This is a genomic window from Sideroxyarcus emersonii (genome assembly GCF_021654335.1).
Classification (GTDB): Bacteria; Pseudomonadota; Gammaproteobacteria; order Burkholderiales; family Gallionellaceae; genus Sideroxyarcus; species Sideroxyarcus emersonii.
Map to the genome: position 1 here is coordinate 980,304 of NZ_AP023423.1, position 21,878 is coordinate 1,002,181.

18 protein-coding genes and 1 tRNA gene are annotated in these 21,878 nt (G+C 56.7%); 12 read left to right on the forward strand and 7 right to left on the reverse strand.

Annotated features, from left to right (window positions below):
• Positions 1–15: 15 nt before the first annotated feature.
• From carA to greA, 3 genes are read left to right on the forward strand one after another with little or no spacing between them, the layout of a single operon-like run.
• Positions 16–1,140 (forward strand): glutamine-hydrolyzing carbamoyl-phosphate synthase small subunit, encoded by a 1,125-nt coding sequence (carA, locus tag L6418_RS04845; RefSeq protein WP_237248346.1) that lies wholly within the window; start codon positions 16–18, stop codon positions 1,138–1,140.
• On the forward strand, positions 1,141–4,362 hold the full coding sequence (gene carB, locus L6418_RS04850) for a carbamoyl-phosphate synthase large subunit (RefSeq protein ID WP_237248347.1): 3,222 nt from the start codon (positions 1,141–1,143) through the stop codon (positions 4,360–4,362). It begins immediately after the preceding gene.
• Between the two features lie 17 nt (positions 4,363–4,379).
• Entirely contained in the window at positions 4,380–4,856 is a 477-nt protein-coding gene (gene greA, locus L6418_RS04855; RefSeq protein WP_237248348.1) for a transcription elongation factor GreA, read from the forward strand.
• Here the strand turns inward: greA and L6418_RS04860 are convergent.
• Entirely contained in the window at positions 4,853–5,197 is a 345-nt protein-coding gene (locus tag L6418_RS04860) for a YhbY family RNA-binding protein (RefSeq protein WP_237248349.1), read from the reverse strand. The genes greA and L6418_RS04860 overlap by 4 nt on opposite strands.
• 36 nt (positions 5,198–5,233) lie before the next feature.
• Between L6418_RS04860 and rlmE the strand changes: the two genes are divergently transcribed.
• Genes rlmE through glmM form a run of 4 tightly spaced genes read left to right on the forward strand, consistent with a single transcriptional unit; the run spans position 5,234 to position 10,020 of the window.
• Positions 5,234–5,854 carry a 23S rRNA (uridine(2552)-2'-O)-methyltransferase RlmE gene (gene rlmE, locus L6418_RS04865; RefSeq protein ID WP_237248350.1) on the forward strand — a complete coding sequence of 207 codons (621 nt, stop codon included), beginning with the start codon at positions 5,234–5,236 and terminating at the stop codon, positions 5,852–5,854.
• Positions 5,855–5,908: 54 nt separating this feature from the next.
• Entirely contained in the window at positions 5,909–7,807 is a 1,899-nt protein-coding gene (gene ftsH / locus L6418_RS04870; protein WP_237248351.1) for an ATP-dependent zinc metalloprotease FtsH, read from the forward strand.
• A gap of 33 nt (positions 7,808–7,840) precedes the next feature.
• Complete coding sequence (gene folP / locus L6418_RS04875; protein ID WP_237248352.1) at positions 7,841–8,668, forward strand: dihydropteroate synthase; 828 nt, start codon at positions 7,841–7,843, stop codon at positions 8,666–8,668.
• Positions 8,665–10,020, forward strand: coding sequence for a phosphoglucosamine mutase (gene glmM / locus L6418_RS04880; protein ID WP_237248353.1), 1,356 nt, complete (start codon positions 8,665–8,667; stop codon positions 10,018–10,020). The genes folP and glmM overlap by 4 nt, the downstream gene beginning before the upstream one ends.
• Positions 10,021–10,112: 92 nt before the next feature.
• Here the strand turns inward: glmM and pstB are convergent, their stop codons facing one another.
• The 4 genes from pstB to pstS form a co-directional block, all read right to left on the reverse strand.
• Positions 10,113–10,889 (reverse strand): phosphate ABC transporter ATP-binding protein PstB, encoded by a 777-nt coding sequence (gene pstB, locus L6418_RS04885; RefSeq protein WP_237248354.1) that lies wholly within the window; start codon positions 10,887–10,889, stop codon positions 10,113–10,115.
• 11 nt (positions 10,890–10,900) lie between these two features.
• On the reverse strand, positions 10,901–11,749 hold the full coding sequence (gene pstA, locus L6418_RS04890; protein ID WP_237248355.1) for a phosphate ABC transporter permease PstA: 849 nt from the start codon (positions 11,747–11,749) through the stop codon (positions 10,901–10,903).
• A 1-nt stretch (position 11,750) separates the two neighbouring features.
• A complete protein-coding gene (gene pstC / locus L6418_RS04895; protein WP_237248356.1) occupies positions 11,751–12,713 on the reverse strand; it encodes a phosphate ABC transporter permease subunit PstC in 963 nt (320 codons plus the stop codon).
• Between the two features lie 74 nt (positions 12,714–12,787).
• A complete protein-coding gene (gene pstS, locus L6418_RS04900; RefSeq protein WP_237248357.1) occupies positions 12,788–13,834 on the reverse strand; it encodes a phosphate ABC transporter substrate-binding protein PstS in 1,047 nt (348 codons plus the stop codon).
• A gap of 219 nt (positions 13,835–14,053) precedes the next feature.
• Here pstS and tpiA point away from each other — a divergent pair, with 219 nt between their 5' ends.
• From tpiA to L6418_RS04915, 3 genes are all read left to right on the forward strand, one after another.
• Positions 14,054–14,806: a triose-phosphate isomerase gene (gene tpiA, locus L6418_RS04905; RefSeq protein ID WP_237248358.1), complete on the forward strand. Its 753-nt coding sequence runs from the start codon at positions 14,054–14,056 to the stop codon at positions 14,804–14,806.
• 37 nt (positions 14,807–14,843) lie between these two features.
• Positions 14,844–15,188 (forward strand): preprotein translocase subunit SecG, encoded by a 345-nt coding sequence (secG, locus tag L6418_RS04910; RefSeq protein ID WP_237248359.1) that lies wholly within the window; start codon positions 14,844–14,846, stop codon positions 15,186–15,188.
• Positions 15,189–15,207: 19 nt separating this feature from the next.
• A tRNA-Leu gene (locus tag L6418_RS04915) sits at positions 15,208–15,294 on the forward strand.
• A 651-nt stretch (positions 15,295–15,945) separates the two neighbouring features.
• On the opposite strand, the gene L6418_RS04920 is transcribed toward L6418_RS04915, so the two are convergent.
• On the reverse strand, positions 15,946–16,866 hold the full coding sequence (locus L6418_RS04920) for a hypothetical protein (protein ID WP_237248360.1): 921 nt from the start codon (positions 16,864–16,866) through the stop codon (positions 15,946–15,948).
• On the reverse strand, positions 16,859–17,839 hold the full coding sequence (locus tag L6418_RS04925) for a hypothetical protein (RefSeq protein ID WP_237248361.1): 981 nt from the start codon (positions 17,837–17,839) through the stop codon (positions 16,859–16,861). The genes L6418_RS04920 and L6418_RS04925 overlap by 8 nt, the downstream gene beginning before the upstream one ends.
• A gap of 747 nt (positions 17,840–18,586) precedes the next feature.
• On the opposite strand from L6418_RS04925, the gene L6418_RS04930 reads away from it, so the two are divergent.
• Complete coding sequence (locus tag L6418_RS04930; RefSeq protein WP_332875553.1) at positions 18,587–20,818, forward strand: peptidase domain-containing ABC transporter; 2,232 nt, start codon at positions 18,587–18,589, stop codon at positions 20,816–20,818.
• A 107-nt stretch (positions 20,819–20,925) separates the two neighbouring features.
• Complete coding sequence (locus L6418_RS04935; protein ID WP_237248363.1) at positions 20,926–21,876, forward strand: pentapeptide repeat-containing protein; 951 nt, start codon at positions 20,926–20,928, stop codon at positions 21,874–21,876.
• The last annotated feature ends 2 nt before the right edge of the window (positions 21,877–21,878 follow it).

Here is a 21,878-nt window from a genome sequence, read left to right on the forward strand (position 1 = left end):
TCAAGGGAGCATCCGGTGCCGCAAACAAGTCCTGCCATTCTAGTTTTAGCCGATGGGACAGTGTTTCGTGGTACTGCCATCGGTGCCTCCGGCAGCAGTGTCGGCGAGGTGGTGTTCAATACCTCCATCACCGGCTACCAGGAAATCCTGACCGACCCGTCGTATTGCCGGCAGATCGTCACGCTGACCTACCCGCATATCGGCAACGTCGGTTGCAACCCGGAAGACGTGGAGTCGCGCCAGGTGTTTGCCAGCGGCCTGATCATCCGCGACCTGTCGCAGACGGTAAGCAACTTCCGCAGTACGCAATCGCTGCCGGAATACCTCAAGGCCAACAATGTGGTCGCCATCGCCGGCATCGATACGCGCAAGCTGACGCGCATCCTGCGTACCAAGGGTGCGCAGAACGGCTGCATCGCCACCGGCGACGATGTCGAGGCGGCATTGAAGGCCGCACGCGGCTTCGCCGGTCTCGCCGGCATGGATCTGGCACAGGTGGTGACTTGCGACCAGCCTTACGAATGGAAGCAACGCGAATGGAAGCTGGGCGACGGCTATCGCGATGCGGTCGAATCGAAATTCCATGTGGTGGCCTACGACTTCGGCGTGAAGCGCAACATCCTGCGCATGCTGGCGGAGCGCGGCTGTCGTATCACCGTGGTGCCGGCCAAGACCAGGGCGGAGGACGTGCTGGCGATGAAGCCGGACGGTGTGTTCCTGTCCAACGGCCCCGGCGATCCCGAGCCGTGCGATTACGCGATCGCGGCGACGAAGAAGTTCCTCGAAGTGGGCATTCCGCTGTATGGCATCTGCCTGGGGCACCAGATCATGGGCCTGGCCTGCGGCGCCAAGACTGTGAAGATGAAGTTCGGTCACCGCGGCGCCAACCATCCGGTGCAGGACATGCAGACCAGACGCGTGATGATCACCAGCCAGAACCACGGCTTTGCGGTGGACGGCGCGACGCTGCCGAAGAATGCGCGCGTTACCCATGTCTCGCTGTTCGACGGCACGCTGCAGGGCTTCGAACTGACCGACAAGCCCGCGTTCTGTTTCCAGGGCCACCCCGAGGCGAGCCCGGGGCCGCACGACGTGTCCCCGTTGTTCGATCGCTTTGTGGCGATGATGGAGAAGAAGTAAATGCCGAAGCGTACAGACATCAAAAGCATCCTGATCATTGGCGCCGGTCCCATCGTGATCGGCCAGGCCTGCGAGTTCGACTACTCCGGCGCACAGGCCTGCAAGGCGCTGCGCGAAGAAGGCTACCGCGTCATCCTGGTGAACTCGAATCCGGCCACCATCATGACCGACCCGAACATGGCCGATGCGACCTACATCGAGCCGATCAACTGGCAGATGCTGGAAAAGATCATCGCCAAGGAGAAGCCGGATGCCATCCTGCCGACCATGGGCGGGCAGACCGCGCTGAACTGCGCGCTCGACCTGGCCAAGCATGGCGTGCTGGAGAAATACAAGGTCGAGATGATCGGTGCCTCGCGCGAGGCCATCGACATGGCGGAAGACCGCGAGAAATTCAAGCAGGCGATGACCCGTATCGGACTGGCTTCGGCCCGTTCGGCCATCGCGCACAGCATGGAAGAGGCGCTGCAGGTGCAGCAGATGATGGGCTTTCCCACCATCATCCGTCCGTCCTTCACCATGGGCGGCAGCGGCGGCGGCATCGCCTACAACCGCGAAGAGTTCGTCGAGATCTGTGAGCGCGGCCTGGAGGCTTCGCCCACGCGCGAGTTGCTGATCGAGGAATCGCTGCTCGGCTGGAAAGAATACGAGATGGAGGTCGTGCGCGACCGCAACGACAACTGCATCATCGTCTGCTCCATCGAGAACCTCGACCCGATGGGCGTGCATACCGGCGACTCCATCACCGTCGCCCCGGCACAGACGCTGACCGACAAGGAATACCAGATCATGCGCGACGCCTCGCTGGCAGTGCTGCGCGAGATCGGCGTCGAGACCGGCGGTTCCAACGTGCAGTTCTCCATCAACCCGCAAGACGGGCGCATGGTGGTGATCGAGATGAACCCGCGCGTGTCGCGTTCGTCGGCACTGGCCTCCAAGGCGACCGGCTTCCCGATTGCGAAGGTCGCGGCCAAGCTGGCTGTCGGCTACACGCTGGATGAGCTGAAGAACGACATCACCGGCGGCGCGACCCCGGCCTCGTTCGAGCCGACCATCGACTACGTGGTGACCAAGATTCCGCGTTTTGCCTTCGAGAAATTCCCGCAGGCCAACGACCGCCTGACCACGCAGATGAAATCGGTGGGCGAGGTGATGGCCATCGGCCGCACTTTCCAGGAGTCTTTCCAGAAGGCGCTGCGCGGCCTCGAAGTCGGCGTCAACGGCCTGGATAGCAAATACGGCGAACGCGAAGCCATCGTGTCCGAACTCGGCAATCCGGGGCCGGACCGCATCTGGGCGGTGGGCGATGCCTTCCGTCTCGGCATGAGCGTGGAAGAGGTGTTCAACGTCAGCAAGATCGACCCTTGGTTCCTGGTGCAGATCGCCGACCTGATCCGCCAAGAGCAGGCATTGGCCGGCCGCACGCTGGAAAGCCTGTCTACCGATGAATTGCGCACCTTGAAGCGCAGCGGCTTCGCCGATGCGCGCCTGGCCAAGTTGCTGGGTACGGATGACGCGGCATTGCGTGCCTATCGCCATGCGAAGGGCGTGCGCCCGGTGTTCAAGCGCGTGGATACCTGCGCTGCCGAGTTTTCCACAAACACCGCCTACATGTATTCTACCTACGAGGAAGAATGCGAGTCGCAGCCTTCCGACAAGAAGAAGATCATGGTGCTGGGCGGCGGGCCGAACCGTATCGGCCAGGGCATCGAATTCGACTATTGCTGCGTGCATGCCGCGCTGGCGATGCGCGAGGATGGTTACGAGACCATCATGCTCAACTGCAACCCCGAGACCGTCTCGACCGACTACGACACTTCCGACCGCCTGTACTTCGAGCCGCTGACGCTGGAAGACGTGCTGGAGGTGGTGGCGGTGGAGAATCCCGTCGGCGTGATCGTGCAGTACGGCGGCCAGACACCGCTGAAGCTGGCGCACGGTCTGGCCAGGAACGGTGTGCCCATCATCGGCACCACGCCGGACATGATCGACATGGCGGAAGACCGCGCACGCTTCCAGGCGATGTTGCGCGAACTGGAACTGAAGCAACCCCCCAACCGTACTGCCAGCAATGTGGCCGATGCGGTCGCCGGCGCAGCCGAGATCGGCTACCCATTGGTGATGCGCCCCTCCAACGTGCTGGGCGGTCGCGCCATGGAGATCATCCATGCGCAACCCGATCTCGAACGCTACATGCGCGAAGCCGAAGAGATGTCCAAGACCTACCCCGAGCGCATGCCTATCCTGCTCGACCGTTTCCTGAACGATGCGATCGAGGTGGACGTGGATGCGGTGTCCGACGGCAAGCAGGTCATCATCGGCGGCATCATGGAACACATCGAGCAGGCCGGCGTGCACTCCGGCGACTCGGCGTGTTCGCTGCCGCCGTATTCGCTGTCCGCCAGGCTGCAGGACGAGTTGCGTCGCCAGACCGTGGCGATGGCCAAGTCGCTCAATGTGGTCGGCCTGATGAACGTGCAGTTCGCCATCCAGGGCGAGACGGTGTATGTGCTGGAAGTGAATCCGCGTGCTTCGCGCACCGTACCGTATGTGTCCAAGGCCACCGGCGTGCCGCTGGCGAAGATCGCTGCGCGCTGCATGGCCGGACAGACACTGGCTGCGCAGGGCGTGACCCGGGAAATCATCCCGCCGTATTACTCGGTAAAAGAGGCGGTGTTCCCGTTCATCAAGTTCCCCGGCGTCGATACCATCCTCGGCCCCGAGATGAAGTCCACCGGCGAGGTGATGGGCGTGGGCGAGACCTTCGCCGAGGCGTTCGTGAAATCGCAACTCGCCGCCAGCGTGAAATTGCCGAAGAGCGGCAAGGTGTTCATCAGCGTGCGCGAGGAGGACAAGACAGGTTCGGTGGAGGTCGCACGTGCCCTGAAGCAGCTCGGCTTTACCATCCTGGCGACGCGCGGGACCGGCTCGGTCATCGCCGCTGCCGGTGTGGACGTGAGCATTGTGAACAAGGTCGCCGAAGGGCGTCCGCATATCGTGGACATGATCAAGAACGGCGAGGTCAATCTCATCGTCAACACGGTGGATAGCAAGCCGTCGGTGATGCGTGACTCGTATTCGATCCGTCATGCCGCACTGCAAGGCCGAGTGACATACTATACGACGCTCGCCGGCGCGCGCGCTGCCTGTCTGGGCATGCAGCATCTGGCCGAGCTGCAGGTCTACGACGTGCAGTCCCTGCACCGTCGCCTGGAAAAATAAAAGAGGGGAAGGGCAGCATGAGTAAGGTTCCATTGACAGTGAACGGCGCGGAGTTGTTGCGCCAGGAGTTGCACCGCCTGAAGACGGTCGACAGGCCTTCGGTTATCAACGCCATCTCGGAAGCGCGTGCGCAGGGTGACCTGTCGGAGAACGCCGAATATGAGGCAGCCAAGGAACGCCAGTCCTTTATCGAAGGACGTATCGTCGAACTGGAATTCAAGCTGGGCAGCGCGCAGGTCATCGATCCCAAGACGCTCAATGCCGATGGCCGCTGCGTGTTCGGTTCGACGGTGATCCTGGAGGACACCAACAACGGCGATGTGGTGACCTATCAGATCGTGGGGGAAGACGAGGCCGACATCAAGCAACGCAAGATATCGATCGGCTCGCCCATCGCGCGCGCACTGATCGGCAAGGTCAGCGGAGATATTGCCGAAGTGCAGGCGCCGGGCGGGATACGGGAGTACGAAGTCGTCGATGTGCAGTATATCTAGTTGCGGCTGGCGAGCTGCTTCTTGGTGAGCTGCTTGCCTTTCGGGCGCTTGGGCGTTTTGGCGATGGGGGTCTGCAGTGGCCGGTACACCACCAGCATCTTGCCGATATGCTGCACCGGACCGGCTTTCAGCACCTCGCAAATCTCCTGCAGCATGGATTCGCGCAGTTCGCGGTCATCGTTCATCACGCGGATCTTCAGCAAGTCGTGGCTTTTCAGGCTGCGCTCTATCTCGTCCAGCACGGCAGGTGTCAACCCGGCGTTGCCAATGATGACGACGGGTTTGAGGGCATGGGCGCGCCCCTTGAGTTCGAGGCGTTGTGATACGGAAAGATTCAACATATTGACCTTCTTGATTTAAGGCGCGGATTCTAAACGATGAAGGCTTCCAAAACCAGCAAACAATGGATGCGTGAGCATGTGAGCGATCCCTATGTGCAGCAGGCGCAGAAAGATGGCTACCGTTCCCGTGCCGCCTACAAATTGCTGGAGATCGACGAGAAAGACCATCTGATCAGGCCGGGTATGGTGGTGGTGGACTTGGGCGCCACGCCGGGCGGCTGGTGCCAGGTGGTTGCCGGCAAGCTGGGACCGCAGGGGCGCATCATCGCGCTGGACTTGCTGCCGCTGCATCCGCTGCCGCGGGTGGAGTTCATCCAGGGGGATTTCCGGGAAGACGGGGTGCTGGCCCAGCTCGAAGAAAAGCTGGAAGGGCGCAGGATCGGCCTTGTAATTTCCGACATGGCGCCCAATATCAGCGGCGTGAGTTCTGCAGATCAGGCCCGCGCCATGCATCTGGCTGAACTGGCGCTTGATTTCGCTGTCAACCATCTGGCGCCGGGCGGGGCCTTCCTGGTCAAGGTGTTCCAGGGTGTCGGTTTCGAGGAATACCTGAAATTGATGCGCAGCCACTTCGCCAAGGTGGTGGTGCGCAAGCCTAAAGCCTCGCGCGATCGCAGCAGCGAGCAGTATCTGGTGGGGTTGGGGAAGCTTGAGTAATAACCCCGGACGGTGTTTAATGCAACTTCGTATTGCCGCTCATGAGGAGCATGTGTGAATAATCTATTCAAAAGTGTAGGAATCTGGCTGGTCGTGGCCCTGGTGCTGATGACCGTCTTCAATCAATTCAATGCGCGCCAGCAGTCGACTGCGCAGGCGCAGCTGGATTATTCGCAGTTCCTCGAGGAAGTGAAAGCTGGCCACATCGAAAAGGTTACCATCGAGGGCCGGGCGCTCAAGGCGACCACCACCGATGGCAAGCGCATCACCAGCTATGCACCCAGCGACCTCTGGCTGGTCTCCGATCTGCTGAAGAACGGTGTGAAGATCGAAGCCAAACCCGAAGAGGAGCAGTCCTTCCTCATGAACATCTTCGTATCATGGTTCCCCATGCTGCTGTTGATTGGCGTATGGGTGTTCTTCATGCGCCAGATGCAGGGCGGCAAGGGCGGCGGCGCATTCTCGTTCGGCAAGAGCAAGGCGCGCATGCTGGATGATGCCAAAGAGCGCGTGACGTTTGCCGATGTGGCCGGCTGCGACGAGGCCAAGGAAGAAGTTTCCGAGCTGGTCGATTTCCTGCGCGATCCTTCCAAGTTCCAGAATCTGGGCGGCCGCATCCCGCGCGGCGTGCTGATGGTGGGTAGCCCGGGTACCGGCAAGACCTTGCTGGCCAAGGCCATCGCAGGTGAAGCCAAGGTGCCTTTCTTCTCCATCTCCGGCTCCGATTTCGTCGAGATGTTCGTCGGCGTCGGCGCAGCGCGCGTGCGCGACATGTTCGAACAGGCCAAGAAGCAGTCGCCCTGTATCGTGTTCATCGACGAGATCGATGCGGTGGGCCGTCAGCGCGGTGCGGGCCTGGGGGGCGGCAACGACGAGCGCGAACAGACGCTGAACGCCTTGCTGGTGGAAATGGATGGTTTCGAGGGCGCAAGCGGTGTGATCGTCATCGCCGCCACCAACCGTCCCGATGTACTCGACCCGGCCCTGTTGCGCCCGGGCCGTTTCGACCGCCAGGTGGTAGTGCCGTTGCCGGACATTCGCGGCCGCGAGCAGATCCTGATGGTGCATATGCGCAAAGTGCCGGTGGCTTCCGATGTGAAGGCCGATATCCTGGCGCGTGGCACACCGGGCATGTCGGGCGCCGACCTCGCCAACCTGGTGAACGAGGCCGCCCTGTTTGCCGCACGCCGCAGCAAGCGCTTTGTCGAGATGGACGATTTCGAATCGGCCAAGGACAAGATCATGATGGGCGCCGAGCGCAAATCGGTGATCATGCCGGAAGAAGAGCGCCGCAACACGGCATACCACGAGTCCGGCCATGCGGTGGTGGCCAAGCTGATGCCCAAGACGGATCCGGTGCACAAGGTTACCATCATCCCGCGCGGCCGGGCGCTGGGCCTGACCATGCAGCTGCCGTCGGAAGATCGATACAGCATGGACAAGGTGCGCCTGCTGTCCACCATTGCGGTGCTGTTCGGCGGACGTATTGCGGAAGAGCTGTTCATGAACCAGATGACCACGGGGGCCTCCAACGACTTCGAGCGTGCCACCGACATGGCACGCAAGATGGTTACCCAGTGGGGCATGTCCGAGGCACTGGGGACCATGGTATATGCGGAGAACGAAGGCGAGGTGTTCCTTGGCCGCTCGGTGACCACGCACAAGAACATCTCCGAGGCGACCATGCAGAAGGTGGATGCGGAGATACGCCGTATCATCGACCAGCAATATACGCTCGCGCGCAGCCTGATCGAGGCGAACCGCGACAAGATTGAAGCCATGACCAAGGCGCTGCTGGAATGGGAGACCATCGATGCCGATCAGATCGACGACATCATGGCCGGCAATGCGCCGCGTCCTCCCAAGCCGACCCAGAGCAGCAAGGCGGCAGAGCCGCCGAAGGACGAGACCCCTACGGCGCCGGCGACCAATCAGCACGCCGAAGGCGTTTAACCAGACCACGGGGGCTTTCGCCCCCGTTCTTTTATGCTTCGTTGCAAAGACTTCCAGTTCGATCTCGCGCGCCCGCTGGTGATGGGCATCGTGAATGTCACTCCCGATTCGTTTTCCGACGGCGGGCGCCACGCGTCGGTCCATGCCGCCATCGAGCATGCGCAACAGCTGGTGGCGGATGGGGCCGATATCCTGGATATCGGTGGCGAATCCACACGACCGGGAGCTGATGCTGTGAGCGAACAGCAGGAACTGGATCGCGTGCTGCCGGTGATCGAAGGATTGCGGGGCATTCCGGTCCCGATCTCCATCGATACCTGCAAAACCGGCGTGATGCGAGCTGCGCTGGCGGCCGGTGCGAGCCTGGTCAACGATGTGAACGCCTTGCAGGCGCACGGGGCGCTGGAGGTGTTGGCCGGAAGCGATGCGGCAGTGTGCCTGATGCACAAGCAAGGCGAGCCGCGGAGCATGCAGCAACAGCCGCATTACGCGGATGTCGTCGCTGAGGTGCATGCCTTTTTGCGCGAACGCGTTGCGCTGCTGCAGGCGGCTGGCGTGCCGAGCGAGCGTATCGTGGTCGACCCGGGCTTTGGCTTTGGCAAGACGCTGGCGCATAATCTGGCACTGCTGCGGGGATTGTCCGGATTTGCGTCGCTCGGGGTGCCTTTGCTGGCGGGACTGTCGCGCAAATCCATGCTGGGGGCGATTACCGGACGCGATGTGAATGAACGCCTGGCGGCGAGTGTGGCTGCGGCATTGCTGGCAGTGCAGCGCGGCGCAGCCATTGTGCGAGTGCATGATGTACGAGAGACGGTGGACGCATTGAAGATCTGGCATGCAGTGAACGAGGGCGAACGATGAGCAGAAAGTATTTCGGCACCGATGGCGTGCGCGGACGGGTGGGGGTCCATCCCATCACGCCGCAATTCGTGATGAACCTGGGCTACGCCGCAGGCAAGGTACTGGCGAAAGCCGAGCATTCCCAGAGCGAGCGTCCGGCGGTCCTGATCGGCAAGGACACGCGGATCTCCGGCTATATGCTCGAATCGGCACTGGAAGCAGGGCTCATCGCTGCGGGCATCGACGTCTATCTGGGCGGCCCGATACCGACCCCGGCGGTGGCTTATCTGACGCGCGCACTGCGCCTGCAAGCCGGCGTCGTCATTTCAGCTTCGCACAACCCGTTCGACGACAACGGCATCAAGTTCTTCTCCGGCAGCGGCACCAAGTTGCCGGACGAAGTCGAGACGGCAATCGAAGCCGAACTGGACAACCCGATGCTGACCAACCCGTCGGAAGGATTGGGCAAGGCCAAGCGCATCGATGATGCGGTCGGACGCTACATCGAATTCTGCAAGAGCACCTTCCCGGCGGACATGAACCTGCGCGGCCTCAAGATCGTGGTGGATAGCGCGCACGGCGCGACCTATCATATCGCGCGCAATGTGTTCCACGAACTCGGTGCGGATGTCGTTGCCATCGGTGCGCAGCCGGACGGCAAGAACATCAACGATGGCTATGGCGCGACGGCCCCCAAGAACCTGCAAAAAGCCGTGGTCGAACACCAGGCCGACATCGGTCTGGCCCTCGACGGCGACGGCGACCGCCTCATCATGGCAGATGCTGCCGGCAAGCTCTACGACGGAGATCAGCTGCTTTATATTATCGCCAGACATCGCCAGGCACTGGGCACGATGCACGGTGGCGTGGCGGGCACGTTGATGACCAATCTGGCATTCGAGCATGCCATGCAGAAGCTGGGCATCCCGTTCGCGCGCGCCAAGGTGGGCGATCGCTATGTGATGGAGCTGTTGCAACAGCGGGGTTGGCAGCTTGGCGGCGAAAACTCCGGGCATATCATCTGCCTGGACAAGCACAGTACCGGCGACGGCATCGTTTCTGCACTGCAGGTGCTTTGTGCCCTGCGCATGAAGCAGCAAACATTGGCCGAAGCGGCTGGCGACCTGCACATGTATCCGCAAGTGCTCATCAACGTGAAGATCGCAGGCAAGGCGGCCGAGCTCATGGAGCGGCAGGCAGTCAAGACCGAAGTGGCGAAAGCCGAACGCGCATTGGAAGGAAAAGGGCGCGTATTGCTGCGTCCGTCCGGGACCGAACCGTTGCTGCGGGTGATGGTGGAAGGGGAGGATGGTGTGCAGGTGAAGCAGTGGGCGGAGAGGATCGCCGAAGCGGTCAGGGGAGTCGCAGGGTAGGTATTCGCAACAGGAAGAACCTGGAGATGAAAAGCGGAACGCCGAGCATTGCTCGGCGTTCCTGTTTGAACTGCATTAACCGGGGCGGGTGATTAGCCGAACCTGCCGGTAATATAGTCTTCCGTCTCTTTCCGCTTCGGATTGGTGAACACGTTGCTGGTGTCGCCGAACTCGATGAGTTCGCCCAGATACATGTAGGCGGTGAAATCGGAGATGCGGGCCGCCTGCTGCATGTTGTGGGTGACGATGACGATGGTGAAGTCCTTCTTCAGTTCGTCAATGAGCTTTTCGATGTGCGCGGTGGAGATGGGGTCGAGCGCCGAGGTCGGTTCGTCCAGCAGCAGCACTTGCGGCTTGACGGCGATGGCGCGGGCGATGCAAAGACGCTGCTGTTGGCCGCCGGAGAGTCCGGTGCCGCTTTGCTTCAGCTTGTCTTTTACCTCATTCCAGAGTGCCGCCTTCTTCAGCGCCCATTCGACGCGCTCTTCCATCTCGTGGCCGCTCAGGCTCTCGTACAGCTTCACGCCGAAGGCGATGTTGTCGTAGATGGACATCGGGAAAGGGGTCGGCTTCTGGAACACCATGCCGATCTTGGCGCGCAGGGTGTTCAGATCCTGTTTCTTGTCCAGCAGGTTCTCTCCATCCAGCAATATTTCGCCGGTGGCGCGTTGCTTGGGATAGAGCTGGTACATGCGGTTGAACGTGCGCAGCAGGGTGGATTTGCCGCAGCCGGAGGGGCCGATGAACGCGGTGACCATCTTCTCCGGGATGACCAGGTTGATATCCTTCAGCGCGCGGTCTGCACCGTAGTAGAAATTCAGATCGCGCACAATCACTTTGGGTGCGGAGATGATTTGATCGGCTGTCATTTCTTGGATCCTCATTGTGTATTCGCCTTCTGGCGGAATAATACGCGAGCAACGATGTTCAGTGTCAGCACGCTCAGGGTGATGAGCAGTGCGCCTGCCCACGCGAGGTGTTGCCAGTCTTCATAGGGGCTCATGGCGAACTGGAAGATGACCACCGGCAGATTGGCCATCGGCTGGTTCATGTTGTTGCTCCAGAACTGGTTGTTCAAGGCGGTGAACAGCAGCGGGGCGGTTTCTCCGCTGATGCGTGCGATGGCCAGCAATATTCCGGTCAATATCCCGGCGCGGGCGGCGCGCAGGGTGACGAAGCTGATGACTTTCCACTGCGGGGTGCCCAGGGCGGCGGCAGCTTCGCGCAAGCTGTTCGGTACCAGGCGCAGCATGTTCTCGGTGGTGCGGATGACCACCGGGATGACGAGGATGGCGAGTGCGAACGCGCCGCCCCAACCCGCGAAGTGGCCAACCTTGACCACGTACATTTCATATACGAACAGGCCGATGACGATGGAAGGTGCGGACAGCAGGATGTCGTTGATGAAGCGCGTGACCGGGGCCAGCCAGCCGCGCTGGCCGAATTCGGCCAGATAGGTGCCGGCAAGGATGCCGATCGGCGTGCCCATCAGGATTCCGACAACAGTCATCATCACGCTGCCCCAGATGGCATTGATCAATCCGCCGCTGCTGCCGGGCGGTGGCGTGGTCTGGGTGAACACATGCATGCCCAGCAGGCTGGGCAAGCCGTTGTCCACCAGCGTCCATAATATCCAGACCAGCCAGAACAGTCCGAACAGCATCGCCAGCACCGAGATGCCCAGGCTGACGGCGTTGATGATGCGGCGGCGAGTATACAGATCCAGCATGTCAGGCCCCATGACCCTCGCGCTTCGCCAGTTTGTGCAGCATGAGGCGGGCGAGCGAAAGGACAACGAATGTGATGAAGAACAGGATCAGGCCGAGCTCGATGAGCGAGGACGTGTACAAGCTGCCAACCGCCTCGGTGAATTCGTTGGCCAGAGCCGAGGAGATGCTGTTGCCGGGCATCAGCAGGGATTTGGTGAAATCGTGTGCATTGCCGATGACGAAGGTTACCGCCATCGTTTCGCCCAGCGCACGGCCCAGGCCGAGCATGATTCCGCCGACCACCCCGATCTTGGTGTAGGGCAATACGACTTTCCACATCACTTCCCAGGTCGTCGAGCCCAGGCCGTAGGCCGATTCTTTCAGCATCGCCGGCACGACGTCGAATACGTCCCGCATCACCGAGGCGATGAACGGGATCACCATGATCGCCAGGATGATCCCAGCGGTGAGCATGCCGATGCCCATCGGCGGGCCGGAGAAGAATGGGCCGATCAGCGGCAGGGTGCCGATATGCTTGTTGATCCACGGCTCGACGTGATCGGCGAACAAGGGGGCGAAAATGAACAGTCCCCACATGCCGTAGATGATGCTGGGGATGCCGGCCAGCAATTCGACCGCGATGCCCAGCGGGCGGCGTAGCCAGTTGGGAGAAAGTTCAGTCAGGAAGATGGCAATGCCGAAACTGACCGGGATCGCGATCACTAGCGCGATACCCGAAGTAATTAGTGTACCGATGATGGGGATCAACGCACCAAATTTGTCGTTGACCGGGTCCCAGTCGGCACTGAACAGGAAGTTGAAACCGAAGGCATGGATGGCAGGCATGCTGCCAACGATCAACGAACCGATGATGGCCGCCAGCAAGGCCAATACGGTGAACGCAGCAAGTCGCGTCAGATTGCGAAACAGCAGATCGAACACGGTTTGTCGCTTAAAGTGCGTTTCACGTAGGAACGTCGACATAATTCAATATAGTGGAGGTTGAAAAATTGCGGGGGCGTTTATAGCCCCCGCAATTATAGCTTAGAACGTGTGGCTTACTTCCAGAGTGCTGCGCCGGAGGCATCCTTGATCTGTGCTTTCCAGGCGGCATGTATCAGCTTCACGACGCTATCCGGCATGGGGACATAATCCAGATCCGCAGCCAGCTTGTCGCCATTCTCATAAGCCCAGTCGAAGAACTTCAGCACTTCTTTGGCGGAATCCGGCTTGTCCTGGGTTGTGTGCATCAGGATGAAGGTTGCGCCAGTGATGGGCCAGCTGTCTTTGCCGGCCTGCTCGGTCAGCAGCAGGTACATGCCAGGTGCCTTGCTCCAGTCCGCATTTGCAGCGGCAGCCTTGAAGGAAGTGTCTTCCGGTTTGACGAAACGCCCATCCTTGTTCTTGAGCTGGCCATAGGCCATCTTGTTTTGCAATGCATAGGCGTATTCTACGTAACCGATGGAGCCTTTCAGGCGCATCACATACGAGGCAACACCTTCGTTACCCTTGCCGCCGGTACCAACAGGCCAGTTCACCGCAGTACCTTCGCCGACCTTCTTGCTCCATTCCGAGCTGACTTTAGACAGATAGTTTGTCCAGATGAAGGTGGTGCCAGAGCCATCCGAGCGATGAACAACCGTAATGTCTTGATCTGGCAGTTTTACTCCAGGATTGATGGCGGCAATGGCCGGATCGTTCCATTTTGTGACTTTGCCGAGGAAGATATCAGCCAGCAAAGGGCCGGTGAACTTGAGCTCACCTGCGCCAACATCATTCAGGTTGTATACCGGCACATCGCCGCCCATCACCGTGGGGAATTGCATCAGGCCATTCTTTTCCAGATCTTCCGGCTTGAGGGGCATGTCGGATGCGCCAAAATCAACGGTTTTGGCTTCGATCTGCTTGATGCCGCCACCGGAACCGATGGACTGATAGTTCATGCCGATGTTGGCTTGTGCCTTATAGGCTTCTGCCCATTTGGCATAGATCGGGTAAGGGAAAGTTGCACCTGCGCCGGTGATGTCGCCGGCATATGCAACACCGGCTGTCAGCAGGGCTGCCGACAGGCCGATGCCACTTAAAATTTGACTCAGTTTGCTCATTTCGGATTCTCCCAAAGTAAAATGTTCGTTAGGTTTGTGGCCGAGTCGAATCTTAGTGTTCGTTTGTTACACAATTATTACATATTGTGACGCAATACAGCGATGCGATGGGCTGGAGAGGGAACCCTATGGCAATTCAATGACGTAGCGTTCGGATTGACCATTTAAGTTTTCATCGGTAGTATCGCCGCCTTCGGTCAAAGGCGGAAGTTAGCTCTGATGCGTCGTAAATTGGTGGTCGGTAATTGGAAAATGCATGGCTCGCTGGCTCAGAACGGGTCGTTGCTCTCCGCCTTGAAGAGTGGTGTGGCGCAATTATCCCGTGTGGATGTCGCCGTCTGTGCGCCTTTTCCCTACTTGGCGCAACTACAGCAGGAATTAGCAGGTTCGCCAGTTAAATGGGGGGCTCAGAACGTCCACCAGCTTGAAAAGGGTGCTTTTACGGGCGAGGTGTCCGCAGCCATGCTGGCGGATTTCGGGTGCGCTTATGTGATCGTCGGTCATTCCGAGCGCCGCAATATCTATGGTGAGAGCAGTCGCCTGGTCGCGGAAAAGTTCGCTGCGGCTCAGCAGGCCGGGTTGATTCCCATTCTGTGCGTGGGTGAGACGCTGGAGCAGCGCGAAAGCGGAGCAACCGAAACAGTGGTTGCAGAACAACTGGATGCGGTGATTGCCTTGTTCGGCGCACAAGCGTTGCAAAAAGCGGTCGTGGCTTATGAGCCGGTATGGGCGATCGGGACCGGCAAAACGGCTTCGCCCGAGCAGGCGCAAGCGGTGCATGCCTTTATTCGGCAGCGTGTGGCAGGGCACGACGCACTGGTGGCTCAAAACCTGATCATACTGTACGGCGGCAGCGTGAAAGCGGCTAACGCGCCGGAGCTGTTCGCCAAGGCTGACATCGATGGCGGATTGATCGGTGGCGCAGCATTGATTGCCGAGGAATTCCTGGGCATCTGTCGCGCAGGCCAGTAGCAGGATATTTAATGATTCAATTGTTCCGGGGTGGTGTGTGGAAACTTTAGTTTGGGTGGTACATGTAGTGACTGCAGTTGTGTTGATTGGCCTGGTGCTGATCCAGCACGGCAAAGGTGCAGACATGGGCGCGGCGTTCGGTTCCGGCTCTGCCGGCAGTCTGTTTGGTTCCAGCGGTTCTGCCAATTTTTTAAGCCGTAGCACGGCAGTGGCGGCGACGATATTTTTCATCACCAGTCTGTCGTTGACTTATTTGTATTCGCGCCCCTCTAAAGAGCAGGGCGTGATCGATAAGGTGGACGTAAAAACGCTGCAACAGCAGGCAGCACCTGCTCCTGCAGCTGAATCGAATGATTCCAAATCGCAGCAAATACCAAAATAACAAGAGATTCTAGAAACATGCGGGGTTGGCGGAATTGGTAGACGCGCAGCCTTGAGGTGGCTGTGTCCGTAAGGACGTGAGGGTTCGAGTCCCTTGCTCCGCACCATGTTAATCAAGTCATCGGTATCAATGGCTTGATCAAATTTAAAATTGATATCGGCAAGTTAAAATAAAGCACAGGAAATTTTTCCTGTGCTTTATTTTTTGCAAGAGTAGTTCGCTTCGCTCGCCGGGTATTCTTTCTTGCAACTTCCTCGATTACTTCCGGTTTCCAGTTGTTGAGTTACGTGAGCGCGTCGTCGTTCCGGGCGTTGCGCTGGCCATCCAAATAGCGAAGCAGAGCGCACCTGACCGCGCTGAAAATCATGCATGAATCTCAAATGATATGCAGATCGATTCGCGGCAGTGGATCGAATGTCCGGAATCCGCACCAAGAAAGATAACGCGAAGCGTCATTTAAAAGGTCTATATCTTTTCTGAAAAAGATAGGGTACCGTGGCGCTGACTGCTGAAATCAGTCCGCAGAACAGGAATGTAAACACAACGAATGTTCGTATTTTCATTGCCAGCATGCGCATAGACTTCTTTTATCGTTCATATTTATCCTAATTGGAGGACACCCGCGAACGACGGCTATTGGCCGGTTGGCGTCCCTTAGTGTAACCATTTGCAAATGATTCTATGTCTGCTTCTGAGCGCATACGGGTCTTATGTTGCAATTGCGCAAACAGAGCAGTTTGATGAAGTATCAGCGTGCTCATTTTGGGATCGGCACCTTTGAGAGGTATTCGATTCGGTCGATCACGTCGCTTATAACGCGCTCGCCGGTTACTCTGAAGGCTTCGAGATCGACTTTCCTTGACGCCAACAACCCAACTTCGGCGGTGAAAAGTGCATCAGCCAGATCGACATCACTGGCGAGTAGTGCGCGAATGCCACTGCCAGCACGCATCATCAACTCGGCTGCGTCTGACGGAAATTTTTCGATCAATGCGCTACGCCACTTGTCTGCCCACTCAAGAAGTGCGTCCGGATCGCGTTCGTTTGTCAGGTAAGCCAACGCCAGTACACGTCCAAGGTCTTTGTTTGACCTCTTGATCGAACGTCCGTAAAACTCCTCTTTCATGATTACTGGTCCGATTGTCGGGTGATGCAACAAGTTGCAGAGCGCCATCATCTCAGGACTGGCAAGCCGGATGCCGTATTGGGTTTCCAATGGCTCGTATTCGAGCAACGCAAAATAGCCGAAGGCGCAAAGTGCGAAGTGACCTTGCGAAGTCACCAGACGCTTAAATTCGCGTCCTTTGCTGATAGTGCCATCACTCGGGCAGGACAATAATTCGAGGAACCATTCCTTTTCGTTTGGCGGATATAAACGCACAACAGGTAGCTGATCGTCAGGCGTGTCGGCGTTGCCCGGCGTGCCGAAATCACCATCAGTCCGCAATTTCCACTTATTGGCAAAAAGCTTGTCGGCGATATTTGTTGCAACGATGACAGCTTTTTCTGTCAAGACCATGCAGTCGGCATCCTTTGTACGTAACTGTCCTTCCGGGGATTCGCCGAAAAAGTGATATCCCGCCGCGAGGCTTCCTACAACGATGATAGAGTTTAAATCTTCCGGCTGAAGTGATTTAGATATCTGCCACAAAACATGATCTGGGGAAATGCTATGCATGGACTACCTTCTTACGTTCGCTCAGAAAACGGAGCATTTGATCAGCTTGCTGGTCCAGCTTCATATTGTACAAATCGGCGAGGCACTCCAAAGGGTCGGCAATCAATAGTTCGCCATTCTGCTTGAAATGCGTTTTTGGACGATCAAGAAAGTGGATAACAAGATCGGCCTTGTGGAATTTGTTGTTCGAGAGTTCTAGTGCGGGGTCTATCTTCTTTACAAACCCCAGGTCAGACCCATGGTTGCCATTGATTACCAAATCGAGGCGCAATGAACCTGACAGATCGAGATCGGGATAATAGAAGCGAGCGCCCTCAATCCCAGATATCGCAATGTCATCCCGTCCGAGTTTCTGCAAACGTTTAATCAAGCTGCTTGGCGGTCGAGGCTGTCCGCTCCGGTCGATAAAGCGTGCTGATTTTCTGTGCTCAAACCCGCTGGCGATCCATTGTCGCCACTGTTCGATAGGAAAATACTTGAGCGAGATGCTGCGGTCCTTTTTCACATTGAGTAAGTCTTGATCGGCGAGTATGCTGATGGCTGCAGCCGTTGTTGGATAGCTCGTGCCACTCGCTTCAGAGATGGATTTGATCGTCTGCGGCCCAAGTCCATCGAGCCAATTGAGCAGCAAGATGTTGTTGACGTTGTGGCGCCCAACTCCTGGCGCTCGCTTTGGTCGAATCGAAATATTATTAATCTCTTGCGAACTCCCATCTTTCAAAAGGCCGGACGCCACATCGATCTTATTGTTTTCGTCTTGGACTAAGATGCTAACGTGTTCAGCGGCCTCGGGAGCCAACATTGCAAACAGCCTTCGCTCTTCGCTCAACCTGTTTGGGGAGAGCTTGCAGCCCTGGAGAATCAATGTTGTACCGGTTTTGCCTTCGATGTATTCATAAGCGGCAGTCAGCAGATCTGCGCGCAGATCGCGAACATTCGATATGCCAACACGGGCTTTAACGATAATCTTCATTATTATTAATCAGCATGTAAATATTAAATCTGCACCTAAATATTAAAGCAGCTTTTTAATATTAAGGTGCTGCTTTAATATTGTCAAGCTCAGCCGTGATGCAATGTCAATTTTTCGTACTCACTTGGTATATCAAATTGCAAACCATCCTTTTGCGCAGTTACTACATAAGGTTGTAAATATTCCGAACCAATATACTTGATAAGGGAATTCGCATCAGTCACTAATTCCGCTTTTTCATTTAATTGCAAGGCGATGGGAAAACAGACTTACCAATCACAAGTTCCGGATACCTTTTATTTGTTGTAACAATTCAACTGACTTAATACCGCTGTATTGCTTTGCTAGATGCTATCGGGTTCCCGTGTAGTTTGATCGGGAATGCTCATAAGTGGTCTATATCCTATTTAATCCTTATTTCATAAGGATTTTTACTATTTACTCAGCTACGAAAAAGGAAAATGCATATGCAAAATTTAACGTTGTTTTAACAATTGTGTTCGGGTAAGGTATTGCCATTATTCTGAAATGGTTTTTAAGGGCGGGAGTGTGAGCGTGTATACATATAAATTTGTCGAGAGACCCTATGGTGAAAGCCATCAAAGTTTCTTATGTCATTTGCATCGCTCATGAAGTGACTATCTTATGCCGCGCCGGCTGCTCAAGATCGTATCTAATAGCCTGTCGCGGGAACCCTCCTGCCATGCGCCTAAGTTAATCTTCAGGCTGGAAGATGTAGTTTGGGTCATGGGCAGCTTTTGCGCCCTGAACCGCAAGCCCTTCGATGCTGAACTGCTAGCCAAGCAATTTCCCCCACCTTATACCTCGGATTCTTTCATCCATGCTGCACGTGCTTTGGGATTCCGCATCAAGCGCCGCGATTGCGATAGCGCTACGTTGCCCGTCCTAAACATGCCATGCCTTGTCGTGTTGAACGAGGTCGAACAGGTCAAGCAGTCATTCGACGAAGACGTTCAGCCTGAAGCGAACGAACAACTCAGCGCGCCGCACATCAAGATAGAAGTGTCAACCGGCACAGCAGGGGCAGGTGCCCGCATGTCGCCAATAGAACCATCTAGCCTACCGCGTAAATTCCATCCTGCCATTGTCGTGCAGATGACTACCGAGAGCCTGATCCTGTTCGAGGTCGGTACCAACACTCCCAAGGCTATGACTCAGGTGGAGTTCGCTACACGTTTTGCAGGTGTAGCCTTCCAACTAGCTCTCGAAACCAAGGGCATCATGGATCCCGATAGCATACTGAACAAGCAAGCCGAATTCGGCTTCAACTGGTTCATCCCGGAACTGCTGAAGCACAAGCGCATCTGGCGCGACGTGCTTATCGCTTCCCTCATCATTCAGCTGTTGGGCTTGGTGACGCCGCTATTCACCCAGGCGATTATCGACAAGGTCGTCGTCCACCGCACTCAGAGCACCCTGATCGCTATCGCCATCGCACTGGCCGTGTTCATGGTCTTCTCTGCCTTGCTCTCCTGGGTCCGCCAGTACCTCATCCTGCATACCGGAAACCGGGTGGATGCCGTGCTGGGTCATGCAGTGTTCGAGCACCTGTTCAAGCTGCCGCCGCGTTACTTCGAACAGCGTCCGACCGGCGTCATCGCCGCCCGCCTGCACGGCGTCGAAACCATACGAGAATTCATTGCCAGTGCCGCCGTCACGCTGATCCTGGATTTTCCGTTCCTGCTGATCTTCCTCGCCATGATGCTTTACTACAGCTTGCTGTTGACCTGCATCGCCTTGGCCATCATGAGTCTGATCGTGATCATGAGCATCATCGTCGCGCCAATGTTTAGAACCAAACTGAACGAACAATTCATGCTTGGTGCGCGCAACCAAGCCTTCACCACCGAATACGTTGGCGGACTGGAAACCGTCAAGAGCCTGCAGATGGAACCCCAGCTCAATGCGCGCTACAGCGACTACCTGGCCGAATACCTGCGCTGCGGCTTCAACGTCCGCCAGATCGGCAACACCTACAACGTCGTCTCCAATGGCCTCGAACAAATGATGACCCTGCTCATCCTGGTCGTGGGCGCCTATACCGTGATGAACAGCAGCGACTTCTCCATCGGCATGCTTATCGCCTTCCAGATGTACGCCAGCAAAATCTCCCAACCCATGCTGCGGCTGGTGGGGCTGTGGCAACAATTCCAGCAGGCCAACATGTCCGTGCAACGTCTCGGCGACATCATGAACGCCCCGGTTGAACCCTATTCGGTGCTGCCCAGCCGCATGCGCGAAGGCAAAGGCCATATCGACATCGAAGCCCTGAGCTTCCGCTATGCCGAAGACAGGCCTTTCCTGTACCAGAATTTCAATCTCAAGGTCGCTCCAGGCAAGGTCGTTGCCATCATGGGGCCATCGGGTTCCGGCAAGAGCACCCTCACCAAACTCCTGCAGGGTTTCTACCAGCCTGCCAGCGGCACCATCAAGATCGATAGCAACGACATCCGCTACCTGTCAGCCAACGAACTGCGCCACTACTTCGGCGTCGTGCTGCAAGAAACCGTGCTCTTCTCCGGCACCATCTACGACAACCTCATGATGGCCAACCCGCACACCACCTTCGACCAGATCGTGCAGTGCTGCAAGATGGCCGAGATTCACAGCGCCATCGAGGCACTACCGCAAGGCTACCAGACCGAGATCGGCGAACGCGGTGTCGGACTCTCCGGTGGGCAGAAGCAGCGCCTCTCCATCGCACGCGCACTGATCAAGCAACCCAGGATACTCGTCTTCGACGAAGCCACCAGCAGCCTGGATTCAAACACCGCCGAACACTTCGCCACGACCATTAACCAGCTCAAGGGAAAAGTCTCGATGCTGTTCATCACCCACGCAATGCCGAAGAACCTGCTGGTGGATGAAGTGGTGTGGATAGGGCAGGGATCATTGAGTGCGGTGAGTGATTTAAACGATCAGACCAAGCAGGGAGTTGAGGGAGGGGTACATGGTTAGCATATAAGTGAGAGCGGAATTGTTGGAAACAATGTGGAACGGAGAGTCGCAAGGGCGAATATGCAAACCAGAGCGGTTGCGAACAATGAAATGTGGAGGGAAAGAGCATGAAGAAAGTTAACAGTACATCCATTACAGTGGGGTTGTTTTTTAGTTTTATCACAATCATGGGCTCAGCCACTGCGGTGCCTTTACCCAAAGGAAATTGCGCAGACCCTAAGCCATATACGGATTTAAGGCACTGCAGATTTGAAGGAAAGGACTTAAGTAATAAAGATCTTCGAGGTACTGATCTGCGTGTTGCGAGTCTATATTTAACTGATCTACAAGGCGCAAACCTGACAAAAGCATTGTTCGATAGAAATAAATTGTTGTTGGCTGAATTGGATGGGGCGCAGGGTTTGCCAAAGGAAATACTGGATACGCTAAGGGTTTATAGCGCCATTAATGACAGAAATTACTTAGTTACTCACAACGGCAATTCAAATATCACGCTAACACCTCATGAAGCTGTCGATGGTATTCAGGAAAATATCGTGGGTTTGGCAAATATTCAGATGGTGATGAAGGTAGAAAATCAGCCTTACACCATTGCATTGTTCGATTGGCCGAGAAATAACGATTACAAAGGCAATGTAATTATTGCCAGGTTTGACAATGACAAATTTGAAATGCCTGCATGTTATCGAGGCATAAATCTGATGAATAGGGACAGTCATTACAACGCTGATTGGACCTCGATGAAAGTTATGGCACTGGCCAATGGGGGCTATTTGATAGGGATAAGAGCTTCCGGGGGAGATGGAGATGAAATGGATATAAGTGGTTGGGACATGGTCGCTTTTTTCAAACTAACATCAAACTGCAATATAGTCATCTTGCATAAAGAGGAAAGCGGATGGTTAGAAAAACCAGACCACACTGGATGTCAGGGAGTAGAGCTTGACTTCAGTTTGTTGGATGAACAAACCGCCGAAACTATATCAGTTCCACATACTTGTAGTGTGTCCGACAAATTCAAGGAAAAGGTTTCATATAAAAAAATTAAGCTAAATTGACG

Excerpts from the sequence above, each read along its gene's own strand:
- carB (WP_237248347.1), top strand. The coding sequence starts at position 1,141 with ATGCCGAAGCGTACAGACATCAAAAGCATCCTGATCATTGGCGCCGGT.
- greA (WP_237248348.1), top strand. The coding sequence starts at position 4,380 with ATGAGTAAGGTTCCATTGACAGTGAACGGCGCGGAGTTGTTGCGCCAG.
- L6418_RS04860 (WP_237248349.1), bottom strand. The coding sequence starts at position 5,197 with ATGTTGAATCTTTCCGTATCACAACGCCTCGAACTCAAGGGGCGCGCC.
- rlmE (WP_237248350.1), top strand. The coding sequence starts at position 5,234 with ATGAAGGCTTCCAAAACCAGCAAACAATGGATGCGTGAGCATGTGAGC.
- folP (WP_237248352.1), top strand. The coding sequence starts at position 7,841 with ATGCTTCGTTGCAAAGACTTCCAGTTCGATCTCGCGCGCCCGCTGGTG.
- glmM (WP_237248353.1), top strand. The coding sequence starts at position 8,665 with ATGAGCAGAAAGTATTTCGGCACCGATGGCGTGCGCGGACGGGTGGGG.
- pstB (WP_237248354.1), bottom strand. The coding sequence starts at position 10,889 with ATGACAGCCGATCAAATCATCTCCGCACCCAAAGTGATTGTGCGCGAT.
- pstA (WP_237248355.1), bottom strand. The coding sequence starts at position 11,749 with ATGCTGGATCTGTATACTCGCCGCCGCATCATCAACGCCGTCAGCCTG.
- pstC (WP_237248356.1), bottom strand. The coding sequence starts at position 12,713 with ATGTCGACGTTCCTACGTGAAACGCACTTTAAGCGACAAACCGTGTTC.
- pstS (WP_237248357.1), bottom strand. The coding sequence starts at position 13,834 with ATGAGCAAACTGAGTCAAATTTTAAGTGGCATCGGCCTGTCGGCAGCC.
- tpiA (WP_237248358.1), top strand. The coding sequence starts at position 14,054 with ATGCGTCGTAAATTGGTGGTCGGTAATTGGAAAATGCATGGCTCGCTG.
- L6418_RS04920 (WP_237248360.1), bottom strand. The coding sequence starts at position 16,866 with ATGCATAGCATTTCCCCAGATCATGTTTTGTGGCAGATATCTAAATCA.
- L6418_RS04925 (WP_237248361.1), bottom strand. The coding sequence starts at position 17,839 with ATGAAGATTATCGTTAAAGCCCGTGTTGGCATATCGAATGTTCGCGAT.
- L6418_RS04930 (WP_332875553.1), top strand. The coding sequence starts at position 18,587 with ATGGGCAGCTTTTGCGCCCTGAACCGCAAGCCCTTCGATGCTGAACTG.
- L6418_RS04935 (WP_237248363.1), top strand. The coding sequence starts at position 20,926 with ATGAAGAAAGTTAACAGTACATCCATTACAGTGGGGTTGTTTTTTAGT.